At 59.5% G+C, this 20,847-nt stretch carries 20 protein-coding genes; 6 read left to right on the top strand and 14 right to left on the bottom strand.

Annotation, left to right across the window (positions count from 1 at the left end; genetic code table 11):
* Nucleotides 1-7: 7 nt before the first annotated feature.
* Nucleotides 8-544, bottom strand: a complete 537-nt coding sequence (locus DWQ09_04430; GenBank protein ID KAA3629499.1) for a cytochrome C oxidase subunit II — start codon at nt 542-544, stop codon at nt 8-10.
* A gap of 730 nt (nt 545-1,274) precedes the next feature.
* On the opposite strand from DWQ09_04430, the gene DWQ09_04425 reads away from it, so the two are divergent.
* Genes DWQ09_04425 through DWQ09_04410 form a run of 4 tightly spaced genes read left to right on the top strand, consistent with a single transcriptional unit; the run spans nt 1,275 to nt 4,924 of the window.
* Nucleotides 1,275-2,099, top strand: a complete 825-nt coding sequence (locus DWQ09_04425; protein ID KAA3629498.1) for a DUF1566 domain-containing protein — start codon at nt 1,275-1,277, stop codon at nt 2,097-2,099.
* 54 nt (nt 2,100-2,153) lie between these two features.
* A complete protein-coding gene (locus tag DWQ09_04420) occupies nt 2,154-3,179 on the top strand; it encodes a hypothetical protein (GenBank protein ID KAA3629497.1) in 1,026 nt (341 codons plus the stop codon).
* Complete coding sequence (locus DWQ09_04415) at nt 3,160-4,221, top strand: heme A synthase (protein ID KAA3629496.1); 1,062 nt, start codon at nt 3,160-3,162, stop codon at nt 4,219-4,221. Before DWQ09_04420 ends, DWQ09_04415 begins: the two co-directional genes overlap by 20 nt.
* Before the next feature lie 25 nt (nt 4,222-4,246).
* The gene (locus DWQ09_04410; GenBank protein KAA3629495.1) at nt 4,247-4,924 is read left to right on the top strand and encodes an SCO family protein; all 678 of its coding nucleotides are present in this window, start codon (nt 4,247-4,249) and stop codon (nt 4,922-4,924) included.
* Between the two features lie 347 nt (nt 4,925-5,271).
* On the opposite strand, the gene DWQ09_04405 is transcribed toward DWQ09_04410, so the two are convergent.
* From DWQ09_04405 to DWQ09_04350, 12 genes are all read right to left on the bottom strand, one after another.
* Nucleotides 5,272-5,661: a regulator SirB gene (locus DWQ09_04405; protein ID KAA3629494.1), complete on the bottom strand. Its 390-nt coding sequence runs from the start codon at nt 5,659-5,661 to the stop codon at nt 5,272-5,274.
* 221 nt (nt 5,662-5,882) lie between these two features.
* Nucleotides 5,883-7,631 (bottom strand): nitrite reductase, encoded by a 1,749-nt coding sequence (locus tag DWQ09_04400; protein ID KAA3629849.1) that lies wholly within the window; start codon nt 7,629-7,631, stop codon nt 5,883-5,885.
* Nucleotides 7,632-7,818: 187 nt separating this feature from the next.
* Nucleotides 7,819-9,381: a 4Fe-4S binding protein gene (locus DWQ09_04395; GenBank protein ID KAA3629493.1), complete on the bottom strand. Its 1,563-nt coding sequence runs from the start codon at nt 9,379-9,381 to the stop codon at nt 7,819-7,821.
* 378 nt (nt 9,382-9,759) lie between these two features.
* Nucleotides 9,760-11,001, bottom strand: a complete 1,242-nt coding sequence (locus DWQ09_04390; protein ID KAA3629492.1) for an NnrS family protein — start codon at nt 10,999-11,001, stop codon at nt 9,760-9,762.
* A 103-nt stretch (nt 11,002-11,104) separates the two neighbouring features.
* Nucleotides 11,105-12,934 (bottom strand): VWA domain-containing protein, encoded by a 1,830-nt coding sequence (locus DWQ09_04385; protein KAA3629491.1) that lies wholly within the window; start codon nt 12,932-12,934, stop codon nt 11,105-11,107.
* The gene (locus DWQ09_04380) at nt 12,898-14,019 is read right to left on the bottom strand and encodes a 4Fe-4S binding protein (GenBank protein KAA3629490.1); all 1,122 of its coding nucleotides are present in this window, start codon (nt 14,017-14,019) and stop codon (nt 12,898-12,900) included. Before DWQ09_04380 ends, DWQ09_04385 begins: the two co-directional genes overlap by 37 nt.
* Nucleotides 14,020-14,024: 5 nt before the next feature.
* Nucleotides 14,025-14,222 carry a hypothetical protein gene (locus DWQ09_04375; protein ID KAA3629489.1) on the bottom strand — a complete coding sequence of 66 codons (198 nt, stop codon included), beginning with the start codon at nt 14,220-14,222 and terminating at the stop codon, nt 14,025-14,027.
* Nucleotides 14,203-15,018 carry a CbbQ/NirQ/NorQ/GpvN family protein gene (locus tag DWQ09_04370; protein KAA3629488.1) on the bottom strand — a complete coding sequence of 272 codons (816 nt, stop codon included), beginning with the start codon at nt 15,016-15,018 and terminating at the stop codon, nt 14,203-14,205. Before DWQ09_04370 ends, DWQ09_04375 begins: the two co-directional genes overlap by 20 nt.
* Before the next feature lie 28 nt (nt 15,019-15,046).
* Nucleotides 15,047-15,325, bottom strand: a complete 279-nt coding sequence (locus DWQ09_04365; GenBank protein ID KAA3629487.1) for a hypothetical protein — start codon at nt 15,323-15,325, stop codon at nt 15,047-15,049.
* A 9-nt stretch (nt 15,326-15,334) separates the two neighbouring features.
* Complete coding sequence (locus DWQ09_04360) at nt 15,335-15,925, bottom strand: cytochrome c oxidase subunit 3 family protein (GenBank protein ID KAA3629848.1); 591 nt, start codon at nt 15,923-15,925, stop codon at nt 15,335-15,337.
* A 135-nt stretch (nt 15,926-16,060) separates the two neighbouring features.
* On the bottom strand, nt 16,061-17,488 hold the full coding sequence (locus DWQ09_04355) for a nitric-oxide reductase large subunit (protein KAA3629486.1): 1,428 nt from the start codon (nt 17,486-17,488) through the stop codon (nt 16,061-16,063).
* 19 nt (nt 17,489-17,507) lie between these two features.
* Nucleotides 17,508-17,936, bottom strand: coding sequence for a cytochrome c (locus DWQ09_04350; protein KAA3629485.1), 429 nt, complete (start codon nt 17,934-17,936; stop codon nt 17,508-17,510).
* 114 nt (nt 17,937-18,050) lie between these two features.
* On the opposite strand from DWQ09_04350, the gene DWQ09_04345 reads away from it, so the two are divergent.
* Both DWQ09_04345 and DWQ09_04340 read left to right on the top strand, forming a co-directional pair.
* Nucleotides 18,051-19,211 (top strand): hypothetical protein, encoded by a 1,161-nt coding sequence (locus DWQ09_04345; GenBank protein ID KAA3629484.1) that lies wholly within the window; start codon nt 18,051-18,053, stop codon nt 19,209-19,211.
* Between the two features lie 34 nt (nt 19,212-19,245).
* A complete protein-coding gene (locus tag DWQ09_04340) occupies nt 19,246-20,157 on the top strand; it encodes an ion transporter (protein KAA3629483.1) in 912 nt (303 codons plus the stop codon).
* Between the two features lie 161 nt (nt 20,158-20,318).
* Here the strand turns inward: DWQ09_04340 and DWQ09_04335 are convergent, their stop codons facing one another.
* Entirely contained in the window at nt 20,319-20,702 is a 384-nt protein-coding gene (locus tag DWQ09_04335) for a hypothetical protein (protein KAA3629482.1), read from the bottom strand.
* Between the last annotated feature and the right edge of the window lie 145 nt (nt 20,703-20,847).

Here is a 20,847-nt window from a genome sequence, read left to right as displayed (position 1 = left end):
TATCCCCCTATTCTTTTACGTAGATCTTGCCGAGCATCATGTGATGACCGATGCCGCAGAATTCGTTACATACAACCGTAAATTCGCCGGTTGTATCCGGCGTGATTGTCACCACCATTTCGTATCCCGGCACCGCCTGCAGGTTGATGTTGAGCGGTTGCAGCGAAAAACCGTGGTTCCAGTCTACGGAGGAGAGATGCAGCCGGTAGGTCTTATTCTTCTCGAGTTCAAGAAGCGGGTACCACTGCCATAAGCGGGCCAACATATAAACGTCGCTACCTGCCGGAGGCGCAACTACCGGAAGACCCGCCTCTTCGCGAACCTTGTGCTGGTTGACCATGGCCTCCACTTTGCCCGAAAACATCTCGGCAGTGGTGCGATAGGCTTCATTCGAGAGGTTCTGTTTTCCGATCGCATGCCAGAGCGGCATCATGGTGAACATGATCAAACACCAGACCAGCGCCAGTACGACCCAGGTCCCCTCCAAACGATCTATCGGTTGTTTCCACCAGAGACGTCTATTCGGTGGCAGTATGGCACTCATAGGATTTCCCCTTTCGTGAGCGTTCTTGCTGTTTTATCAGATTCCTACCGGACTGTTTTTACTTGGCTATGGGGATGGTTACCACTTCCATAATCCCCCAGATTATGTAAAAGACCGTAGGCATTACGACACCCAAAAACAGGAGTAGGAACGGGTTATCCAATACCTTCTGCATCACCGGGATTTTCTCTTTAGGGTTTGCAGCTTGCCCCCTCGTTTCTTCTTGCATGGCACACCTCGACTTATCGTTTGGATCGAAATTGATGCTCTAACGCGCGCGCTGGCGACTTCAATATTCGTTGAAAAACATGCGCGCTGCGCCTGGAACCGTGGTGATATCCCATAGCGGTGTTAGTTTTCCCCCGCGCTATTCAATAATCGCACTGAAACCCCAGCCTTGATATACGTCAAGAAACTCCACATACCAATGTTGTAAAGGGGGTGCTCGAACCTCGCTTCGCAAGCCACCGATATCCCGCTCGGTCTGGTTGTCAGTTGGTTTTTCAGGCACGCCGCATGCGTAATCAGCTGGGTTAAACGGCGTACAATTAATTTGTTCCTGGTACTCCCCCTTGGTGGCATATAGTCCAAGTACACCCCGTCAATGTCAAGTGCCACACTCAGTCTTACGATGAATTCAAGCTGGTTCGATGGCTGCGCTGAATTCTACCGGCCCGATGTGCAATGATGATGAGATTCGCTCCCATCTATTTCCGAGGCGCGGTATTCGATGGGACTCTCGCGACATTGCACCAACTACAATCGTGCCGTTATGATGCCGCGAGTTGCACACAAACATGCTTCACCCCGCGCAGACACCTTGCCGCCCAAATACTGCGAAAAACTTATTGGTTCAGCGGTCTCTACCAGTTACAGGCATACACTACCAATGCAGCCACAACCCCCGTACGTATTCAGTCGTATTTCTATCTTGGTCTGTACAGCGCTGACGACTATTCTATTGTCCGGTTGTGGCCGATCCAGCGAGGAAACCGCTGCGCCAATACCGCTGGAGCGAATCCACGCCGACGGCGCCGCATACACCGGCAACGGCGATTTCGCCACTGCCCCCTGGTCCTGCGTCCGTGACCCACGTACCAATCTTGTGTGGGAGGTAAAGACCACTGGAGACGGCCTCCACTCAAAAGAGCACACCTACTCCTGGTATGAACCAGACCTCGAGGGCAGCGAGGGCGAACCTGGCATTCCCAACAAGGGCACCTGCAGCCATAGTGACTGCGATACCCGTTCCTTCACATTGGCGGTAAGAGCAGAACGATTGTGTGGTTTTGATGACTGGCGCGTACCTGGCCATGCGGAAATCGGTTCGATCAACGATCTGCGCTTTCGCAATCCCCCTCCGACCATCGATCCCGCCTATTTCCCCAATACACAGGCGGGCGCCTACTGGACGGTTTCCACCTACGGCTTCTACCCCGAGGGCGCCTGGTCCTGGCAGTTCGATCTTGGACACGATCGTGTTGATTGGAAAAGAGAGCCCAAGTACCTGCGCTTGGTGCGGGGTGAAGTCATCCACAGACCCAAGACGAAGTAGCGGTCTGCGATTTTCGCTGACTCGCTTTCCCAACGCTGCCAGCCGTTTACCCGAATGATCTCGCGCCTTGCACTGGCCGCCTGGGTACTTGTTCTGGTGTTGTTGGTGCTGGGCGCCTATTTGCGCCACTCCCATGCGGGTAGTGGTTGCAGTGAGTGGCCCGCATGCTATGGGCGGATTGGCTCGGACCCAACGCTCACCGAGCCGCTCAAAACCGACCACAAACCCTCCCTGAAAGCTCAACCCCATTGGGCGACCCGGGCGCACCGCGCAGTAGCCGGGCTCATCGCCGTGCTGGTGGTGGCTATCGCGGTGCTCTGTGTAGCCAGACGAGAACGCCGAACCGCGCTGATGTTTTCCCTGCTCGCCCTGGCGAACCTCGTTTTTCTTGTGGCATTAGGGCTCTGGGCTGGCGGATCGCGCAGCCCCAGTGTAACCGTTGGCAATCTTTTGGGAGGCATCTCCCTGCTTGGTCTGCTCTGGTGGCTCTATCTCGAAACCCGGTCGCCCGCCACCGCACTCACCAAATCAATGATCGCCATGCCGATCTGGATCGGCATAGGGCTGGTTCTGGTTACGGCTGAAATCGTTCTGGGGGCCATCACCAGTGCCAAGTACGCGGCCCTGGCCTGCGCCAGTGTGCCCGACTGTAACGGCCTGTTGTGGCCTTCGACGGCGCTTGGCGATGCGCTGGATCTGTTTCGCTCGCTGCCTACCGACAGCTCGGGCACGGTCATAGGTGGCGCGGAGCAAATCGCCATCCAACTCAGCCATCGCATCGGCGCGGCAGTTCTGCTGGTCTGGGGCGCGTTTTTCATCTGGAAACTTCTAACCACAGGCCAGCGCCCGCGAGGCTGGGATGCGGCGCTACTCCTGTTGCTCTTGTTTCAATCCGGCTTGGGCATGGGCACTGCAGTGGCGCCCTCCACTCTTGCCATAGCGCTGGGACACAACATCGGCGCACCGTTACTGCTTGTTGCCATGTTGGGCGCACTACACCATCATTTGGCCGCAGGCGCACCGTCACCCCTTAACGCTGATAATTTAAAAGAGTTCGACCATGGCACATCCCATCACTGAAAACCGGCCCGTTGCCCTCTGGCTGTTCGCCTGCTGTGCACTGGTGCTTGCCATGATTGTGCTGGGAGGCGTCACCCGACTCACAGGGTCGGGGCTTTCCATCGTGGAGTGGGATCCGATCATGGGAACCATCCCACCGCTGTCGGACAGTGAATGGGTCAGCACCTTCGAAAAATACAAGCAGTTTCCCGAGTATCAGAAGAAGAACATCGGCATGTCACTGGAAGGTTTCAAGATGATCTTCTGGTTCGAGTACAGCCACCGCCTGCTCGGCCGTCTCATTGGAGCAGCGTTCCTGATTCCCTTCCTGATTTTTCTATTCTTGCGCCGCATCGACCGGGCGCTGATCCCCAAGCTCATTGCCATGTTCATCCTTGGGGGACTCCAAGGTGTATTGGGTTGGTACATGGTGATGAGCGGTCTGGTTCACGATCCCCATGTCAGCCAGTATCGCCTGACAGCGCACCTATCCGCTGCGGTGATTATCTATTCCTATATGCTCTGGACAGCGCTGGATCTTTGGTTCGTAAGGGAGGGGTATGGAGGCGAAGGCAGAGCGCATCCCAGGCGTCGCTTCGCCCTGTTTGTCACCGCCTTCATATTCCTCACTCTGCTCTCGGGTGGTTTCGTCGCCGGCTTGAAGGCCGGTTACTCCTACAATACCTTTCCCAAGATGGGTGATAGCTGGGTGGCGCCGGGAATCATGGTGCTCGAACCGGCCTGGCGCAACCTGTTCGAGAATGCAGCCACTGTTCAGTTCGACCATCGCATACTGGCCATCACCACGCTGATACTGGTGTTTGCCCTATGGGTGAGCAGCGTCGGTAAAGCGCTGGCGCCGCGAGCGCGCCTCGGTCTGCATCTACTGCTATTTGCCGCCCTGGCACAGGTCACGCTGGGTATTTCGACGCTGATTCTGCGCGTGCCGACAACGCTCGCTGCAACGCATCAAGCCGGCGCCGTAGTGCTCCTTACGGCAGCCCTGTTCCTGACCCACGCACTCTATCGAACGCGTCCGCCTCTGTTCACCGCCCAACGTTAAGTGTTACTCGACCCGGCAAAACCTTATGAACGACACCACGAATAACAGAAGACAACGATTAAAAAGTATTGCGATCATCGCGTTAGTGATCGCGACCACGGTCGTAGCGTACTGGATCAATCGCCCAGCCTCTGAAGCCCCGTCGCCAACCCGTATCCCGGCAGCACTCCAATCAGTGCTATGGCCGGAACCGAAACCGTTGCCAGACTTTACCTTGACCGACCATCTGAATCGCCCCTTCACCAAAGAAGCATTCCAGGGGCGCTGGACGTTTCTATTTTTTGGCTACATCTCGTGCCCGGACGTCTGTCCCTCGACGCTGGCGGTTCTGCAGGCTGTTGCCGAGCAGGTGGCGGCGCCGACCGGACTGACTGCCAAACCGCAGTACGTGTTTCTGTCTGTCGATCCTCAGCGCGACACCCCCGAGCGTCTGGGAGAGTATCTCGGATACTTCAACCCGCAGTTTGTTGGTGTAACGGGAACGGAGGAGGCGATTGCAGCGCTAACGCCAAAGTTGTTTGTACTTTACGAGAAAGCGGAGTCGCGCAGCGCCACCGATTACGACATCAACCATACGGCGTCGATCCTGCTGATCGATCCGCAGGCGCGACTGTTCGGTCGGTTCTCGCCTCCGCACACGCCTGCTGATATGGTGACCCTGTTCAGCCAACTTCGCGAACACTATCAGCGCACTGCTCGCTAGCATCTGTTTCAATACGGGGGGATTTGCGTTCAGGCAGGATCCGAACCCTTCGAGATGCGCCGTTTAGTGGAAGCGTCTGAACAGCGCAGATGCGTGCGAACGCCGGATTAAGCGGACAAGGTTAAGGAACCTCTTACATGGACACCGCCCGAAGTCGCTGCCCGACCAGCGTGAACACGCGGTTACGCTACTTTTTTGGTTTGGGTTGCATATTACGAACCACCCACCAGATCGCCAGGCTGGTCAAACTCACATTGAGCACAATTCCAACAATTAAAAAAGTCGACATAACTAACCTCCTTCCGCGATTTCAACTCCCCGCATCGGTTCCTGCCGGCAGTTGACTGTCAGCTTATCCACGGCAATGGGTTGCGTGTAAGCGCCACTGTAACGACATAGCCAAAGGCGAGCAACGATCCCAACCAGGCGATGGTGCGCACACGCCGGCTCAGTACTCCCCGAAAGGCGACAAACCCCAGGCCAATGTGTACCAACAGGCCGACCAGTTTCGCGGTCAACCACGCGTGGGTGCCTGGGTATTGATGCAGGATCATGGTCAACAAGATTCCCGCAGTTAGCAAAACCGTATCATTGATATGAGGAAGCCGTCGCGCCCAGAACGTATCGCACCACGCAGATTCGTTCAGCATCCATATACCCCGCAGGGTATACAGCAAGAAACTTGCCGACACACTCGCAAGATGGATGGTTTTGATCAGAAGGTAATGCTCTGTCATTCGTCGGGTTCCCGGATGGAACCGGGATGGCAGGCTGCGGTAAAGAAGGGGATGGTGATAAAGAACGGCTATCCGGTCAACCCAAATCGAACAATCCCAGTTTCAATGCGGTTCGGGTGTCGGAATGGACAAACCGACGGACGGATAGCGGAGTGCAGCCCGGAGCAGGGATTGCACAACGAAAAAGCGGCGGGGATTTAACCCCGCCGCTGGTCGCGGATCTAGTAAACGTCGTGCTGGGTGTTATAGACGTTGAACTTGCCCGTCGGCGTAATCAGACGCGGATCGTTGATCACGGTCTTTAGCTTCAGTGTCTTGTCGTCAATAACGACGATCGCGGAGGCCTGATCCTTGCCATTCCATACCGAGAACCACACCTCGTCACCCGCCTTGTTGTACTCGGGCTGCACGACACGCTTGGGACCATCGCCCAGATCCGCCCACTCGGCGATCGGCAACACCTTGAAGCCGGCATCCAGGTTGTCAATGTTGAAAACCGCGACCGATTGGCTGATCCCAGCATCGGGATTCAGCGTCGTATCAACATAGAGGTTCTTCGACTTGGGATGGGTCTTGACAAACAGTGAACCGCCACCCTGTGCCTTCAGCGTGCGTACCACCTTCCAGGCGTTCGCCTTGTGCTTGACCGGATCGGTACCGATCAGCGACACCGTATCGTCGCCCAGATGGCTGGTGGCCCATACCGGACCGTGCTTGGGATCGACGAAGTTTGCGCCGCGGCCCGGGTGAGGAATGTTGCCGACATCGACCAGGCCCGCCAGCAAACCCTCTTTCGAGTCGATCACCGCGATCTTGTTGGACTTGTTGGCCGCCGACATGAAGTAGCGCTGGGTCGCGTCCCACCCACCGTCATGCAGATACTGGGCGGCGTCGATGGAGGTAATACGCAGGTTGTCGATGTCTTTGTAGTTCACCAACATCACCTTGCCGGTCTCTTTCACGTTGACGATGAACTCGGGGTGCTGGTGCGAGGCGATGATCGCGGCCACGCGCGGCTCAGGATGGTACTCCTGGGTACCCACTGTCATGCCCCGCGTTCCGACGATCTTCTTCGGTTCGAGCGTATCGCCGTCCATGATCACGAACTGGGGCGGCCAGTAGGTGCCGGCGATGGCGTACTTGTCTTCCCACCCCTTGAATTTGGAGGTTTCAACCGAACGCGCCTCCATGCCTACCTTGATTTCGGCCACTGTCTTCGGCTCCGCCATCCACAGATCGATCAGGTTGATCTTGGCGTCGCGACCGATGACGAACAGATAGCGGCCCGAAGCGGAGATGCGCGAGATGTGCACCGCGTAACCGGTATCGATGACGTGGACGATCTTCTTGCTGTCGCCGTCGATCAGCGCAATCTGGCCGGCGTCACGCAGGGTCACCGAGAAGAGGTTCTCGAGATTGAGCGAATTCATCTTCTTCTTGACGCGCTTCTCGGGCGGAGTGATCACCTTCCAGGTCGCTTTCATGTCGGCCAACCCGAACTCCGGCGGAACCGGGGGCTCGTGCAGCAGGTAGCGCGACATGATGTCGATGTCCGTCTCGCTCAGCTGACCCGAACTACCCCAGTTGGGCATGCCCGCCGGTGAACCGAAGGTGATGAATGCCTTCTGATAGGCCGCACCGCGAGGCAGGGTGATATCCGGCGTCAACGCTTTGCCGGTGGCGCCCTTGCGCAACACGCCGTGACACCCGGCGCAGCGCTCGAAGTAGATCTGCTTGGCGCGGGCAAACTCCGCCTCGCTCATGGCCGGCGCCCCGGGCGTGACCACTGCGCGGGACTTGCCCGCCTCGGCCGCCAATGGCGCACCCTCGTAACGCATCTCCTCTTCGGCCGTGCCCGGGTGTCCGGACGACGTCTGTGCCGCAAGCGGTGGCACAAACGCCAGTACCGTACACGCAGCCACTACGCGTACTGCAACAGACAACTTCTTCTGCATGATTTTCTCCCTCATTATCTGTGATGCTGAAACAAACCCAATTGTTGACTCGAAAAACTCAAAAATCATGGTCTTTGCAAATGCTACTTATTCTTATTGGCGGGAAATGCGCGCCTGGTTGACATTTGCGATCCGGCGTCGGCCAGTTTATCGGCGCACAGGATGCGCGATCCCCTGTCACAAATCAAACAAAACGTAAGCCTCAGGCCGATTTGTCGCTCGGTGGCGGGTTACCCCGCATCAGCTGACTGCGCTCGCGCGCCAGGCGCTTATCGACCAGCGGCGGGCAGCGCTCCTCGCTCCAGTGGGTCACCTGGCACTCGAGACAGTAGTGACATTCATTGGCATTGATCTCGCCGGTGATGCGAATGGCCCGGCTCTCGCACTCATTGGCGCAGATCTGGCACGGGCGACCGCACTCCTTGCGCCGCTGCAGCCAGTCGAAAATACGCAGGCGGGCGGGAATCGCCAGCGCCGCACCCAGCGGACAGAGATAGCGGCAGAAAAACTTTCGAATAAACAGGGCCGTAACCAGCAATCCTACCGCGTAGGCGATGTAACCCCACTCGCGCTGGAAGCGCAGGGTGATGGCGGTCTTGAAGGGCTCTATCTCGACCAGGCTGCCGATATTGCCTATGGACTGTAAAGAGACCGCGAAGAGTCCGAGAAAGACGATGTACTTGATCGCTTCCAGGCGCTGTTGCACCGAGGGCGGCGGCTCCCATCCCCAGGATATGCCCAGCTTGCGTCCGATCTTGTAAATCAACTCCTGCAGCGCGCCGAACGGGCACAACCAGCCGCAATAGATCCCCCGGCCCCACAGCAGCAGCGTGACACCAACAAAGCCCCACAGGATGAAGATCAGCGGATCGACCAGAAAGGTCTCCCAGCGAAAATCGCGCAGCACTGCCTGAATGAAGGTGAACACATTGAGCACCGAGAGCTGTGCGTGGGTGTACCAGCCGATGAAAATCAGTGTAAAGAGCAGGTAGCCATCGCGCAGCCAGCGCAGCATATTGGGCTTGCGCACCAGCCAGTCCTGAAAAATCAGAACCCCCAGCAGGACGGCAAGTCCGATGCCTAACACCACGATCTCCACCTGGCGGTCGTCCCAGATCTCGCGCCATAGATCGGCCGCCGGGTGGGGGGTCGGCCCCACGGACTCGACTGGATCGCTGCCCTTCAGGAGCCCGCGCGATTCTGCCACCTTTCTGATCGACGTGGTGATCGCTTCATTGATCACCATGGCGGTGATCGTGGCGCCGGTGAGACCGTCGATGGCGATGTCGTCGGGCCGCACGGTACGGCCAATACGGATGCGTCGCTCGATGGGTTTGCCCGGGTACTGATCCAGATAGCGCTGCAGGTCCGCCTCCGTCACCCCCGCCTCGAGGATCGGCTCCTGATGGTGGAGGATCTCCACCCCGCGAATCTCCCCCTCCAGACTGAATCCGACCAGGGTGTAGATCGGCGCACCTGAATACCCGGGAATGTGCACGACATCATCGGTGATCAACAGATAGCCGAGCAGCTGCTTACCGGCGTAGACCGAGGCCGCGGGTGGCGTTCCGGAAAATTCGCTGACCGATTGAGCATCGGGGAAGTACTGCTCGGCCAGCGCTTCGATGCGCTTCGTCACCGGTTGCGCAGCCGGCAGGGTTGTCGGCAGCAGGACCAGCCCGATCAAGATCAACCGCAGGAACTGCTGGACCGGTACTGGAATTACCATTACCCAAGGATCCTTAGTGTAGTCGTATGGTCGCATAGGAAATCGGTCTACACGGCGCCGAGGCGCCTGTTAGAGGTCGGCCTCGAAGCGGCAATCGACCAAAGACAAACGGCCAAAAATACTCCCGATTGTGGTTTATGGCGAAGCGATGCTTCTAATTGACGGTCCGTGTTCGACGCCGGCTCGTGCTCTCCATCCCGCCGCTACTCTGGCAAATCTTGAGGCGGGAGGCAAATTACATCGCCCCCGCCCGACCCCGTGATCCGGTCACTGTATCCCGCAAAACCACCCATGCGCACCCGACACCCGGCGGCGCACCGCCAGGTGCGCATGAATCGCCGTCTCCTCCACCTGACATCCTCGCATTTATCGCCGGCGGCAGGGAAGGTAGCTCAATCGCGCAGTGGCTCTGCTCTATCCGGGTTTACCATCCACACGCGGCCGCAGGTAGAGCGGCCCAAAACGCGCCACCCACGCAATGGTAATCCCCAACCACCCGACGGCGGCGATCACGTTGAAATTGATCACGCCATTGAGCACAGAAAATTCGCTCAGCGCCCTGAGCACCGCTACCGCAATCATTCCCCAGAAACAGACCCAGTTATAGGTATCCATCTCCAGTTCGCGCCCTGAATGACCCAGCGAGACGCGGGTGGCCATGCCGACGACCATCGCGCCCAGGAAACCGATGGCGAGCATGTGCAACGGCGCGCGCCCCAGCAGGTCGGCGCCGCCCATCAGCACCGCCAGACTGCGGATACCGAACAGCGTCAGCGCGATGCCGAACATGAAAATGGCAACATGCAGGACGGCGAGCAGCCGGATGGTAAAGCTGCGACCGATCTTCCACGCCACGCTGTGCCAGAAAATCACCGCCGCGAGCGGCAGATCGACCAGAAAAGTCCACGCGGTCGCACCCAGGTACTCCAACAGCGCGTGCAGCGCCAACCCTGCCCAGATCACCGGCAGGCTCCAGCGTGGTTGAATCTGTTCGTAGTCGGGCAGCGCGCAATACGAGAAGAAGGGCACCATGCGATGCGCCACGGTGATGAACACCGGCACCAGGAACAGCCACAGTCCGAGATTCAGCGAGAGTTGCAGCAGTTCCCAGCGCGGCACCAGCAGCCAGGCGAGATAGAGTGCGCCGCCCAACCAACCCAACACGTGCGCCAGATTCAACCAACGCTCATAGCCTTTATCCATGGCCGATGACAGGCGAAAGACACGCCACAGCGCCGCGATGCCGACGCCCCATCCCAGCAAAAACACCCCGACCCCCAATACGGCGATCGGCCGAGCGGTAAAGAGGCCGACGTAGAACAGCAGCAGGCCGCCGAAAAGCAACAGAAAGGACGTCACGTAGTGCGCGCGCTCCACCAACGGGCCGTTCAGCCACCGCGAATAGGTGGTCATCAGAAATCCGAAGATAAAAAACAGAAACAGCCCGTAGAGCATCAGAAACGCGTGTGCCCACGTCGCAGGTACCGTAGTGGCAAAGGGCGCCCACAGGCCGGTATAGCGCCCGATGAGTTCCGCGCTCCAGAACACCAGCGTGGCCACCAACTGGAATACGCCGCCGAAGAACATCATGCGATGCGGGGCGGCAGTGAAGATTTCCCACAATCCGGGATGCAGGGGTTTTGCAGTATCGGACAACACGAATCTCCTAACTCTTACTCATCTGACAAATAGGGTAGCGACGGCAACAAGCGAGAATGATAACGTTTTACGTACCATAATTCGCCCCTCTGCCACTCGATCATCCTGTCAACCGGGCATAGAGCAGCGGTAACTCACGGGGCAGATCGGCCGCGCGGCGGATCACCACATACCCACCCGAACCAAACAGATGCGGCAGGTAATCACCCGCCAGCTCGTCAACGGTGACGCAAAACGGCTGCAATCCCGCCTGTCGCGCTTCGTGCACGGCCTTGCGCGTATCTTCGATACCGTAACGACCTTCATACTGGTCAAGATCGTTGGGTTTGCCGTCGGTGAGAATCAGCAGCAGGCGCTGTGTCGCGCGCTGCTCGGTGAGTATCGTGATGGCCTGGCGTAGCGCAGCCCCCATACGGGTGTAATAGCCCGGCCGAATCACCTGCAACCGCCCCCGCACCTGCGCGTTGTAGCACTCGTTGAAGTCCTTGATCACATGAAAGCGCACATAGTCGCGCCGTCGTGAAGAAAATCCGTAGATACCGAACCGATCGCCCACCGCCTCCAGCGCCTCGGCAAACAGAAACAGGCTGTCGCGGATCACATCGATAACACGCGCGTCGTTGCTCACCCACGCATCGGTGGAGAGCGACAGATCGGCGAGCAGCAGACAGGCCATGTCGCGCGCGTCGTTGCGCATATCGCGATAGAGTCCGCGTTCGGCATCCAGGTGGCCGCGCAGGCGGTCGGCGGCATGATCGAGGCAGGCGCCGAGATCGAGTTCGCTGCCCTCGGGTTGAGCATTGCGCCAGATACGAGTCGGTTGCAGAAATTCGAACTGGGCGCGCACCCGCCGTGCGGATTTTTGCAGATGCAGGGGTAATTCGCTCACTACCGCATCCACGGCGATCATCGGCTGAATGCGGCAGTAACCGGGACGATAGCGCTGTTTGCGCCAATCCCACTCCGGATGCAGGATGCCATCTCCCAACGGCGTATCGTCGCTCTCGGCAGGAGGCAGATCGAGATCGAAGCGCAGCCGCGCCGCGGTGCTCTTGTTATCGCGTGCCACGCTCAAGACATCGAGATCCTGTGCCGCACTCGCGGCATCGGGATCCTCGTCCTCTTCGGTCGCGCGGTTGACCCGGATGTACTCCGCCCAGCTGAGGATGGTCTCCATGCGGTTGAAGACCAGCCCATCATTGCCATCGGGCATCGCGACCCGTTCCGCCTTGCGGCGCCGTACCCCACGCGCCTGTCGACTCTGGCCCTGTTCCGCGGGTTGTTCCTGATCGTTCTCCGCTGCGGGGGCCGGCGCCGGGCGATGCGGGGACGGATAGAGCCACAAGGGCACACCAAGATGGGGGCGGCGCGCCGGTGGCAAATGATCGACGCTGCCCGGTGCATCGAGGGCCTGGCGAATCGCGCGCTCCTGCGCAGCTTCATCCGCCGGCAGACGATCCGGGTGGGGACGCTCCTCGAGGTGGGCCGCGAGAAGTCGACGGTAACGCCCCGCCATGCCCGGGTAGTGCTCCAGCACGCCGCGCGCCAACGCCTGGTTGGCGACAAACCAACCGTCCGCACTCACGGCACCCCGCGCGGCGAGGGCAGCGAGCCATAGATAGAGGTCGCGATTCAGCACACGTTCCGGAAAATGATCGATAAGTGGCGGCAGACGCAGACGCTCGCCATCCCGGGAACAGCGCTCCGAGCGCTGCCCGGTGCCGGCGAACCATTGCAGCAGATTGCGCCGCGCGCCGTGGCGCTCCGGGGTCGCCCCCTCCACGGCCAGCCCGCCATCACCCCCCAGCGCACGGAACATGACACCCGCCGCAATACGCACCTCGTCGAGGTGCACGGCCGCCGCGGGATAACCGGCGCGCGCGGCGCGGGAGATCAGCCGGTGCCAGAGTTTGCCGACCCGCTCTTCCACTCATCCTCCGCCTGATCGAGCGATTGCTCGATCGTTGCATCGTCGCAGCCGCCGGCGCAGCAGCTTCCGACGGGATTGGCTACCGGCATGATCGCACCCGGTGGCGCATGGCGATTCTGCAGAAAACAACGCTCGTCGTAACAGACGTACTTGCGGCCAAAATCGCGCTCGGAGACATCACCGGCGCAGACCCCGCTCACCCACTGCAGCAACGAACCCTGCGGGTTGTCGGCCTGCACTTCGTTGCAGGCCTGGATGCAGCGGCCACACTCGGTACAGGAGAACATCCTGCGCTTGATGGAGCGCGGTTTGAGCCGCATCGGGCAGGCGTTTTCGCACGCCGCGTTGCAGTCGATGCAGGCCTCCTTGCGGGTGTGATCGAAACCGACCGCCAGCGCCCGCTTGTTGAACATCCAGACGTAACTCTGGAACAACCCCACGGCACAGCCGAAGCGACAGAACAGATGTCGCGCCAGCAGAAACTCCACGAAGAACGCGGTGGTCGCGGCAGCGATGAAAATGGTCTGGTTGCGTGTCAGCGTACCGGACAGCAGGTTGCCGTAGATCTCCTGCGGCGGCAGCAGATAGGTGAGCAGAACCACCGCCCAGAGCAGTGCAAAAGCGGCAATGGCCGGCACTGTCAACAACCAGTAGTGTCGATCCGGTGTCTCGATGCGGCCATCGGGCTGGCGCTCCGGCAGCCGCTCCTTCTCCCACAGTGTGGGCTTGCCGCTGGCGCGGCGCATCAGCCCGTTGATCACCTCAACGACCGTGAAGTGGGGACACATCCACCCGCAATAGATGCGGCCGAATTTCCAGGAGATCACGAAACCCGCCGCCACCAGCAACACGATGGGCACGAACCCGAACAGCACGATGCGCAGCGCCGCCTGGTAGGCGGTGATTTCGCCAGCCAGCAGCGCGCCTCCCCCCAGTGTCCAGTCCTGGCCGAAAAGAATCAGATGCCCGAGGCCGAGATCGAGTCGGAAGATATCGAGCGGCGGCGCCAGCACGAACAACAAAAAGAAAGCCGCACGCGCCAACAGACGCTTGCGTTGAATGGATTGCGCTTTGTGCAGACTCACCGCTGTTACCTCTTTACCTCATCGCGCGCGACACCGAACAGCGGATAGCGATAGTGTTGACCCGTCATGGCCCTGGCCAGCCCCACCATTCCGAGCAGGACGAACAGTGGGTGGACAATGACGAAACAGCGCACCACCGCAGGGCGCTGTCCGGGTGGCGGCTGCCACTGATCGCAGCGATCCTCACGAGCCGAACGTGGCATGGGCCACATCCAGCAGCGCCGCGGCGGTCTCTTCGTCATCGGTCAGACTCTCGATCATCGCGGCGCGACAGGCCTCCAGCGGCGGGTAACCGCTGACCATCAGCGTGGCCGCATAGACCAACAGCCGCGTACTCACGCTCTCTTCCAGATCGTGGTCCTTCAGCGCGCGCAGCGAATCCGCCAGGGCCACCAGCTTGCGTGCCCGCAGCTCGTCGATCCCCGACTCGCGGATGACGATGGTCTGCTCCAGTTCGGGCGCGGGAAAATCAAATCGCATCGAGATAAAGCGCTGACGGGTGCTCGGTTTCATCCCCTTCAACAGATTCTGGTAGCCCGGATTGTAGGAGACCACCAACATGAACTCGGGCGGCGCATGCAGCACCTCGCCGGTACGCTCCAGCGGCAGGATGCGCCGGTCGTCGGTCAACGGGTGCAGCACCACGGTGGTGTCCTTGCGCGCCTCCACCACTTCGTCGAGGTAACAGATCCCCCCCTCGCGTACGGCCCGCGTCAACGGTCCATCGGTCCAGTAGGTCTTGTTGTCGCCGATCAGGTAGCGGCCCACCAGATCGGCAGCGGTCAGATCATCGTGGCAGGCGACCGTAAACAGAGGGCGTCCCAATCTGGCCGCCATGTGTGTGATGAAACGCGTCTTGCCGCACCCCGTGGGGCCTTTGATCAGTACCGGCAGCTGATTGCGCCAGGCGTGCTCGAACAGTTCCAACTCGCCATGCTGGGGAAGATAGAACGGGGGTTCAGAACTCGCGGTAGCGATCTCGGACTTCGCGGCTGTCATTTTCGACTCCATGAAAATATGGGTACGTTCACTGGGTGAGTATAAATGCCGTGGCAATGAGCACGCCGAGAACCGCGAGATATCCGTAAAGAATAGCGCGCCAGAACCAACGCACCTGGCGCAGGCCCATGAAGTAATCCACCACCAACCGCCCTTTGAACAGCGCAATCAGGAGCACGCCCAGCACCAGTTCGATACCTGACAGTCCCCAGCGATCGGCGCTGAAGGTCACGGTCGTCAACAACACCATCGCAATGTAAACGAACAATGCGGCGTGGCGTTGCAACCCGTGTGAGCGTGCAGGCATACCTATCTCTCAATGCATCAGGTAGACGAGCGGAAAGAGCACCAACCACACCAGATCGACCATATGCCAGTACGATGCGCCCGATTCCAGCCCATGATGCTCGGCTGCTGTATAACGACCGCCCCGCGCCTTCACCGCCATGAAGCCAACGATCACCATTCCCATCAGCACGTGCATGAAGTGGAAAAAGGTGAGCGACAGATAGAACATGTAGAAGGTGTTGGTGCTCAGTGTCACCCCGGCGTTCACATGGTGCGCAAACTCCGTCAGTTTGATCACGACGAACAGGCCTCCCATCAGGAACGCGGCCCACAACCAGTGACTGCAAGTTCGCGCCTTGCCGGTTTGCGCTGCCTGCACCGCGCGCACCACGAAGTAGCTGCTGGTGATCAGCGCCAGGGTATTGATAAAGCCCGACGTGCGATCCAACGATGCCTGATAGAGATCGAAGAGTGCGACGTTGTGGGTACGCGCAAACGCGTAGGCAACAAAGAAGATCCCGAACACCAGCAGCTCGGCGAGAATGAAAATCCAGATCGCCAGATCGCCGGGCGGCGCCGCGTGCCGAACACGCGGCATCTCGGCGGCAATCACTCCCATCTTCTCCTCGCGCCAGTCACTCAGTTTCACCACCTGTTGTAGGGTTGTGGGCCGTCAGACGTGACTGCGGCCCCTGGTGGGGCCGCAGCCTTGAACCCGAAATGCGCTACCGAAACCGGGCCGGGTTGTCAGGCCCTAGACGCCCGGTTCCCTGTAGGCGGTACCGCTGTGCGCGGCACCCCCGACACGCGCCTCGCCTTTGCGGGGCTTGGCGAAGAAGCTGTACAGATAGACCAGCAGGCCAATAAAGAAGATCAGACCGGCGATCTCACGCATCCAGAAAAACAGCGCGATCTGTTCCTGCACCACCATAAAGGGCAGCGGTGATCCGGAGAAGCGCTGCAACCAGACCTGCAGAATTCCCGCCGCGGTGAGAAACAGGGTGATGAAGACCATCGAGATCGTCATCAGCCAGAACGACCACATCTCCAGCACCTGCGCTCGGCCGTTGTTGGCCGGGGCACCAAAGCGCAGATGCGGCATGGCGTAGGAGATGATCGTCAGGTTGATCAATACGTAGGCGCCGTAGAAGGCCATGTGCCCGTGCGCCGCTGTGATCTGGCTACCGTGGGTGTAGAAGTTCACCGGGGACAGCGTATGCAGGAAGCCCCACACACCGGCACCGAGGAACGCCGTCACCGAAGTTCCCAATGCCCACAACACGGCGGCCTTGTTGGGGTGTTCGCGGCGGCGGCGATTCACCATGTTGAAGGCGAACACCGTCATCATGAAGAACGGGATCGGCTCCAGTGCCGAGAAGATCGACCCCCACCACTGCCAGTACTCCGGCGCGCCGATCCAGTAGTAGTGGTGACCCGTGCCGATGATGCCGGTGATCAGCGCCATGGCGATGATGACGTACAGCCACTTCTCGATGACCTCGCGATCGACGCCGGTCACCTTGATCAGCACGAACGCCAGCATCGCGCCCATGATCAGCTCCCAGACACCCTCCACCCAAAGGTGCACCACCCACCACCAGAAATACTTGTCGAGCACCAAGTTGGTTGGATTGTAGAAGGCAAACAGGAAGAAAAACGCCAGGCCCACCAGTCCGAGCAGCAGCACCAGACTGATGACCGTCTTGCGGCCTTTGAGAATGGTCATCCCGATGTTGTAGAGAAAACCCAGGAGGACGATGACAATACCGACTTTGGTGACGGTAGGTTGTTCGAGAAACTCACGCCCCATGGTGGGCAGCAGATCATTGCCGGTCATCTCCGCCAGCTTGGCATAGGGCACCAGCAGATAGCCCAGCACCGTCAGAACGCTGGCGCCCAGAAACAGCCAGAACAGGGCGATCGCCAGCCTCGGGCTCTCCAATTCGCGCTCCGACTCTTCAGGCACCAGGAAATAAGCGGCGCCCATGAAGCCGAACAGCAACCAGATGATAAGCAGATTGGTGTGGACCATGCGCGCCACGTTGAACGGGATGGCCGGAAACAGGAAATCGCCAATGACGTATTGCAGCCCGAGAATCAGACCGAACAGAATCTGACCGACGAACAGGACGATCGCGGCGATGAAATACGGTTTGGCAACCGCTTGCGATTGGTACTGCATCGTTATATCTCCCTAGCCCTTAGCCTTCGATGTTCGGTGGCCACTTGGCGGTATTGATCTCGCCGGTCCACTTGAGGAACTCAACGAGCGCGTTCAACTCCTCATCGTTGAGATTGAACTGCGGCATCTGTCGACGACCGGGTGTGTTGGTTGGCATCGATTTGATCCAGATCTTGATGAATTCCGGACCGCGGCGAGCATACACATTGCCCAGTTCCGGTGCGTAATAAGCACCCTCGCCCAGCAGGGTGTGACAACCGATGCAGTTGTTGTCCTCCCAGATCTTCTTACCCAGCACTACCGCCGGGGTAATGTTTTCGCGATGGTCGCGCTCCGGTAGTGAACGCGCTGTATCGAAAGTCAGAGAGACAAACAACAGAAAGAAGAAGGCCGCACTGCCGTAAAAAATGTTGCGAGCCATCTCCTTGGTGAATCCTCCACCACTCATCGCTCGTTCCTCTTTGGTTGCATAGTTGATAATGGATAAGAATGGTCAGGCGTTAGCACTCGGTTATCCTTGATATGGGTCAATGCTGCGAGAGCCGGTACTCGATGCATCCACATGGACATTAAACCTTTGATTCAGAATCGTAATTTACGCATTGCGGGCAAGGGGGTACTACCGGCTCTGGGCCTGTTCACGCTGTTCCTGGCCTGCACCGCCCTGGTACTCAAAAGCTTCGGCATCCTCCTTCCCGCAGCGAGCCTCCATCTTTTCCTCGGACTCGGCGTGCTGCCGCTGATCCTCGGAGCGATGGCTCACTTCATTCCGGTACTGACCCGCACCGCCCCCCGTGCGGGTGATCAGCGGCCGGCATTGCTGGGGCTCGCTGCCGGCCTGCTTGCGATCAGCGGACAGCAGTTCTGGTTCCCGCTGATCTATCCGGCGGCGGCCCTGGGTATGGCGGCGGGCATCGATCTGCTGCTGATCGCGCAGCGTCGTGCACGCGACTGCATCGGTGCTCCCCATCCCTGCCTGCGCTGGTATCAGGCAGCGCTTGCATGCCTGGTGCTGGCGCTCGCCGCTCTACTCTTATCCGCGATTTTCCCCCGTCACTGGACCAGTCTGCGCCAACTTCACCTGCACCTCAATCTGCTGGGCTTTGTCGGGATCACCGCGGTGGGCACTTTACAGGTGCTGCTCCCCACAGTGGCAGGTTACACCGACCCGGCCAGCCCTGCGCGCCTACAGAGGGATATTAAATGGGTGATAGGTGGTACGTTGATCGCCGCCCTGGGCGCGATCGCCTGGGGGCCGCTGGGGCTGCTTGGCATCGTCCTCTGGCTGATCCCGGTGCTGCGGTTGATCCTGAGCCTCAGATCGCGGCTTGGCCACCTGCTCAGCTGGCACGGGGCTGGCGTCACACTCACCGGCGCCCTGTTGGGTCTGACGGCGACGCTGGCGCTCACCATCTGGCACGGCGTCATGCCGGGGACCGGACGATCCTTGCTGATAGCCATGCTGGGCCTGTTTCTGCTGCCCCTGATTACCGGGGCGTTAACGCAGCTGCTGCCGGTGTGGCTGCGCCCGGAGCGCGATGATCGCCAGCGTCAACTCTGGCAGCGACGCATCGGCTGGGGTGCGGCTTACCGGCTCACGCTGTTCTGGACCGGTGCCGGCCTGCATCTGGCGGGCTACACCGTCGGGGCTCCCCTGATCGCAGCCGTCGCCGCGCTGTTCGTTGCACAAACCGCGCTCACACTCCTGCGCCCGGTGCCATAGGCGCACACTGCTCGCCGTTCCTCTCTGTTACCCGATGAGCGTTGCTATACTAGCGCCCGCGAAGGGCTGGCCAACCACCCACCGCCCGAACACGACCTCTAATCGACGGATAGACCGCGTGAACCAACGCCTTTCACTGCAACGCCTCTGCGCCTGGGTGGAATCGAGCCGCATCCAACACGCCATACTGGTATTGATCGTCATCAACGCCATCACCCTGGGTATGGAGACCTCCGCTTACATGATGGCGAGGTTCGGCGACCTGTTGCACCTGCTCGACAAGGCGATTCTTACGGTCTTCGTGGTGGAGATCACAATCAAGCTGCTCGCCCGGCGCCTGCGCTTTTTCCTGGAACCCTGGAACGTCTTCGATTTCATCGTGGTGGGCATCGCGTTGGTGCCAGCCTCCGGCCCGTTGGCGGTATTGCGTACCCTGCGCGTTTTGCGCGTCTTGCGTCTGATTTCGCTGGTGCCGCGCATGCGGCTGGTGGTGGAGTCGTTGCTGCACGCCGTCCCCGGCATCGCCTCGATCGCCGGACTGATGCTGATCCTGTTCTACGTCGCCGCAGTGATGGCCACGGGGCTGTTCGGCGGCGCCTTCCCGCAGTGGTTCGGCTCCATCGGCGAGTCCATGTACACCCTGTTTCAGATCATGACGCTGGAGAGCTGGTCGATGGGCATCGTGCGCCCGGTGATGGAGTCCTTCCCCTACGCCTGGATCTTCTTTGTTCCCTTCATCCTGCTCGCCACCTTCACCATGCTCAATCTGTTCATCGCCATCATCGTCAATACCATGCAGGAGATGCATCATCGCGAGGTGCAGCAGGAGCAGGAGGCGATCGAGGAGGCAGTGCATACGGACACCGGCACTGTGCTGGCCGAGATCAGCGCTTTGCGTATGGAGGTCGCCGGCCTGCGGCAACTGCTGGAGCAGGAAAAGAGTTAGGCGAGGTAGTCGGAGAGATCGGAATACGGCGTTCTCCCGCCAAGACGCGAAGTACTACGCGGAGCAAGTGATCGAGACACAGAAATGCTACGGAGCCTGCTCGTATCAGCAGCATGGAGCACTCCTAGTACAGTGTCCTATCGCGGATCTATGTGTCGTTGTCAGTAATCTGTTGACCGGCGACCGCAACCCTGACGCCTGTCATCCGTGAATCCCACCGTCCTTACCGCGCACCGTCGATCGCTCAATTGCCGGCGAAAAGCGGAGCGGCGCTCCACGAATCCGGCCATACCTGGTCGAGTTGGCTGGATCGGCATGGGCTCGATGCGCGAATTACCCCCCATGGTGTCAATCAGGTACTTATAGCGCATCGCGGTCTCGGCATCGACGCCGCGCTTGACGACCACGGGTCGACCCGAAAACAGATGCTCGACGAACTTGGGCTGGAGACGGAACTCTTTGGCCATGGCCTCGCGGACGTTCTCCACGGCCAGCCCCTCCTCCACGACCCCCAGAAATACAACCTGAAACTGATGCGCAGCCATGTATCAATCTGCTTATCTGTTGGTTTGTACAAGTTTAGCGGGTCGATAAAATATAGCCACACTTTTCTTGCCCTTAAATAAATCAAACGCAATCAGAATGTTGGCGGACGATATAGAGGCTTTGGACGGGTATCGTCCGTCCGGT

The organism is Pseudomonadota bacterium (assembly GCA_008501635.1).
Classification (GTDB): domain Bacteria; phylum Pseudomonadota; class Gammaproteobacteria; order QQUJ01; family QQUJ01; genus QQUJ01.
This window is presented reverse-complemented; position numbering and strand designations above follow the sequence as displayed.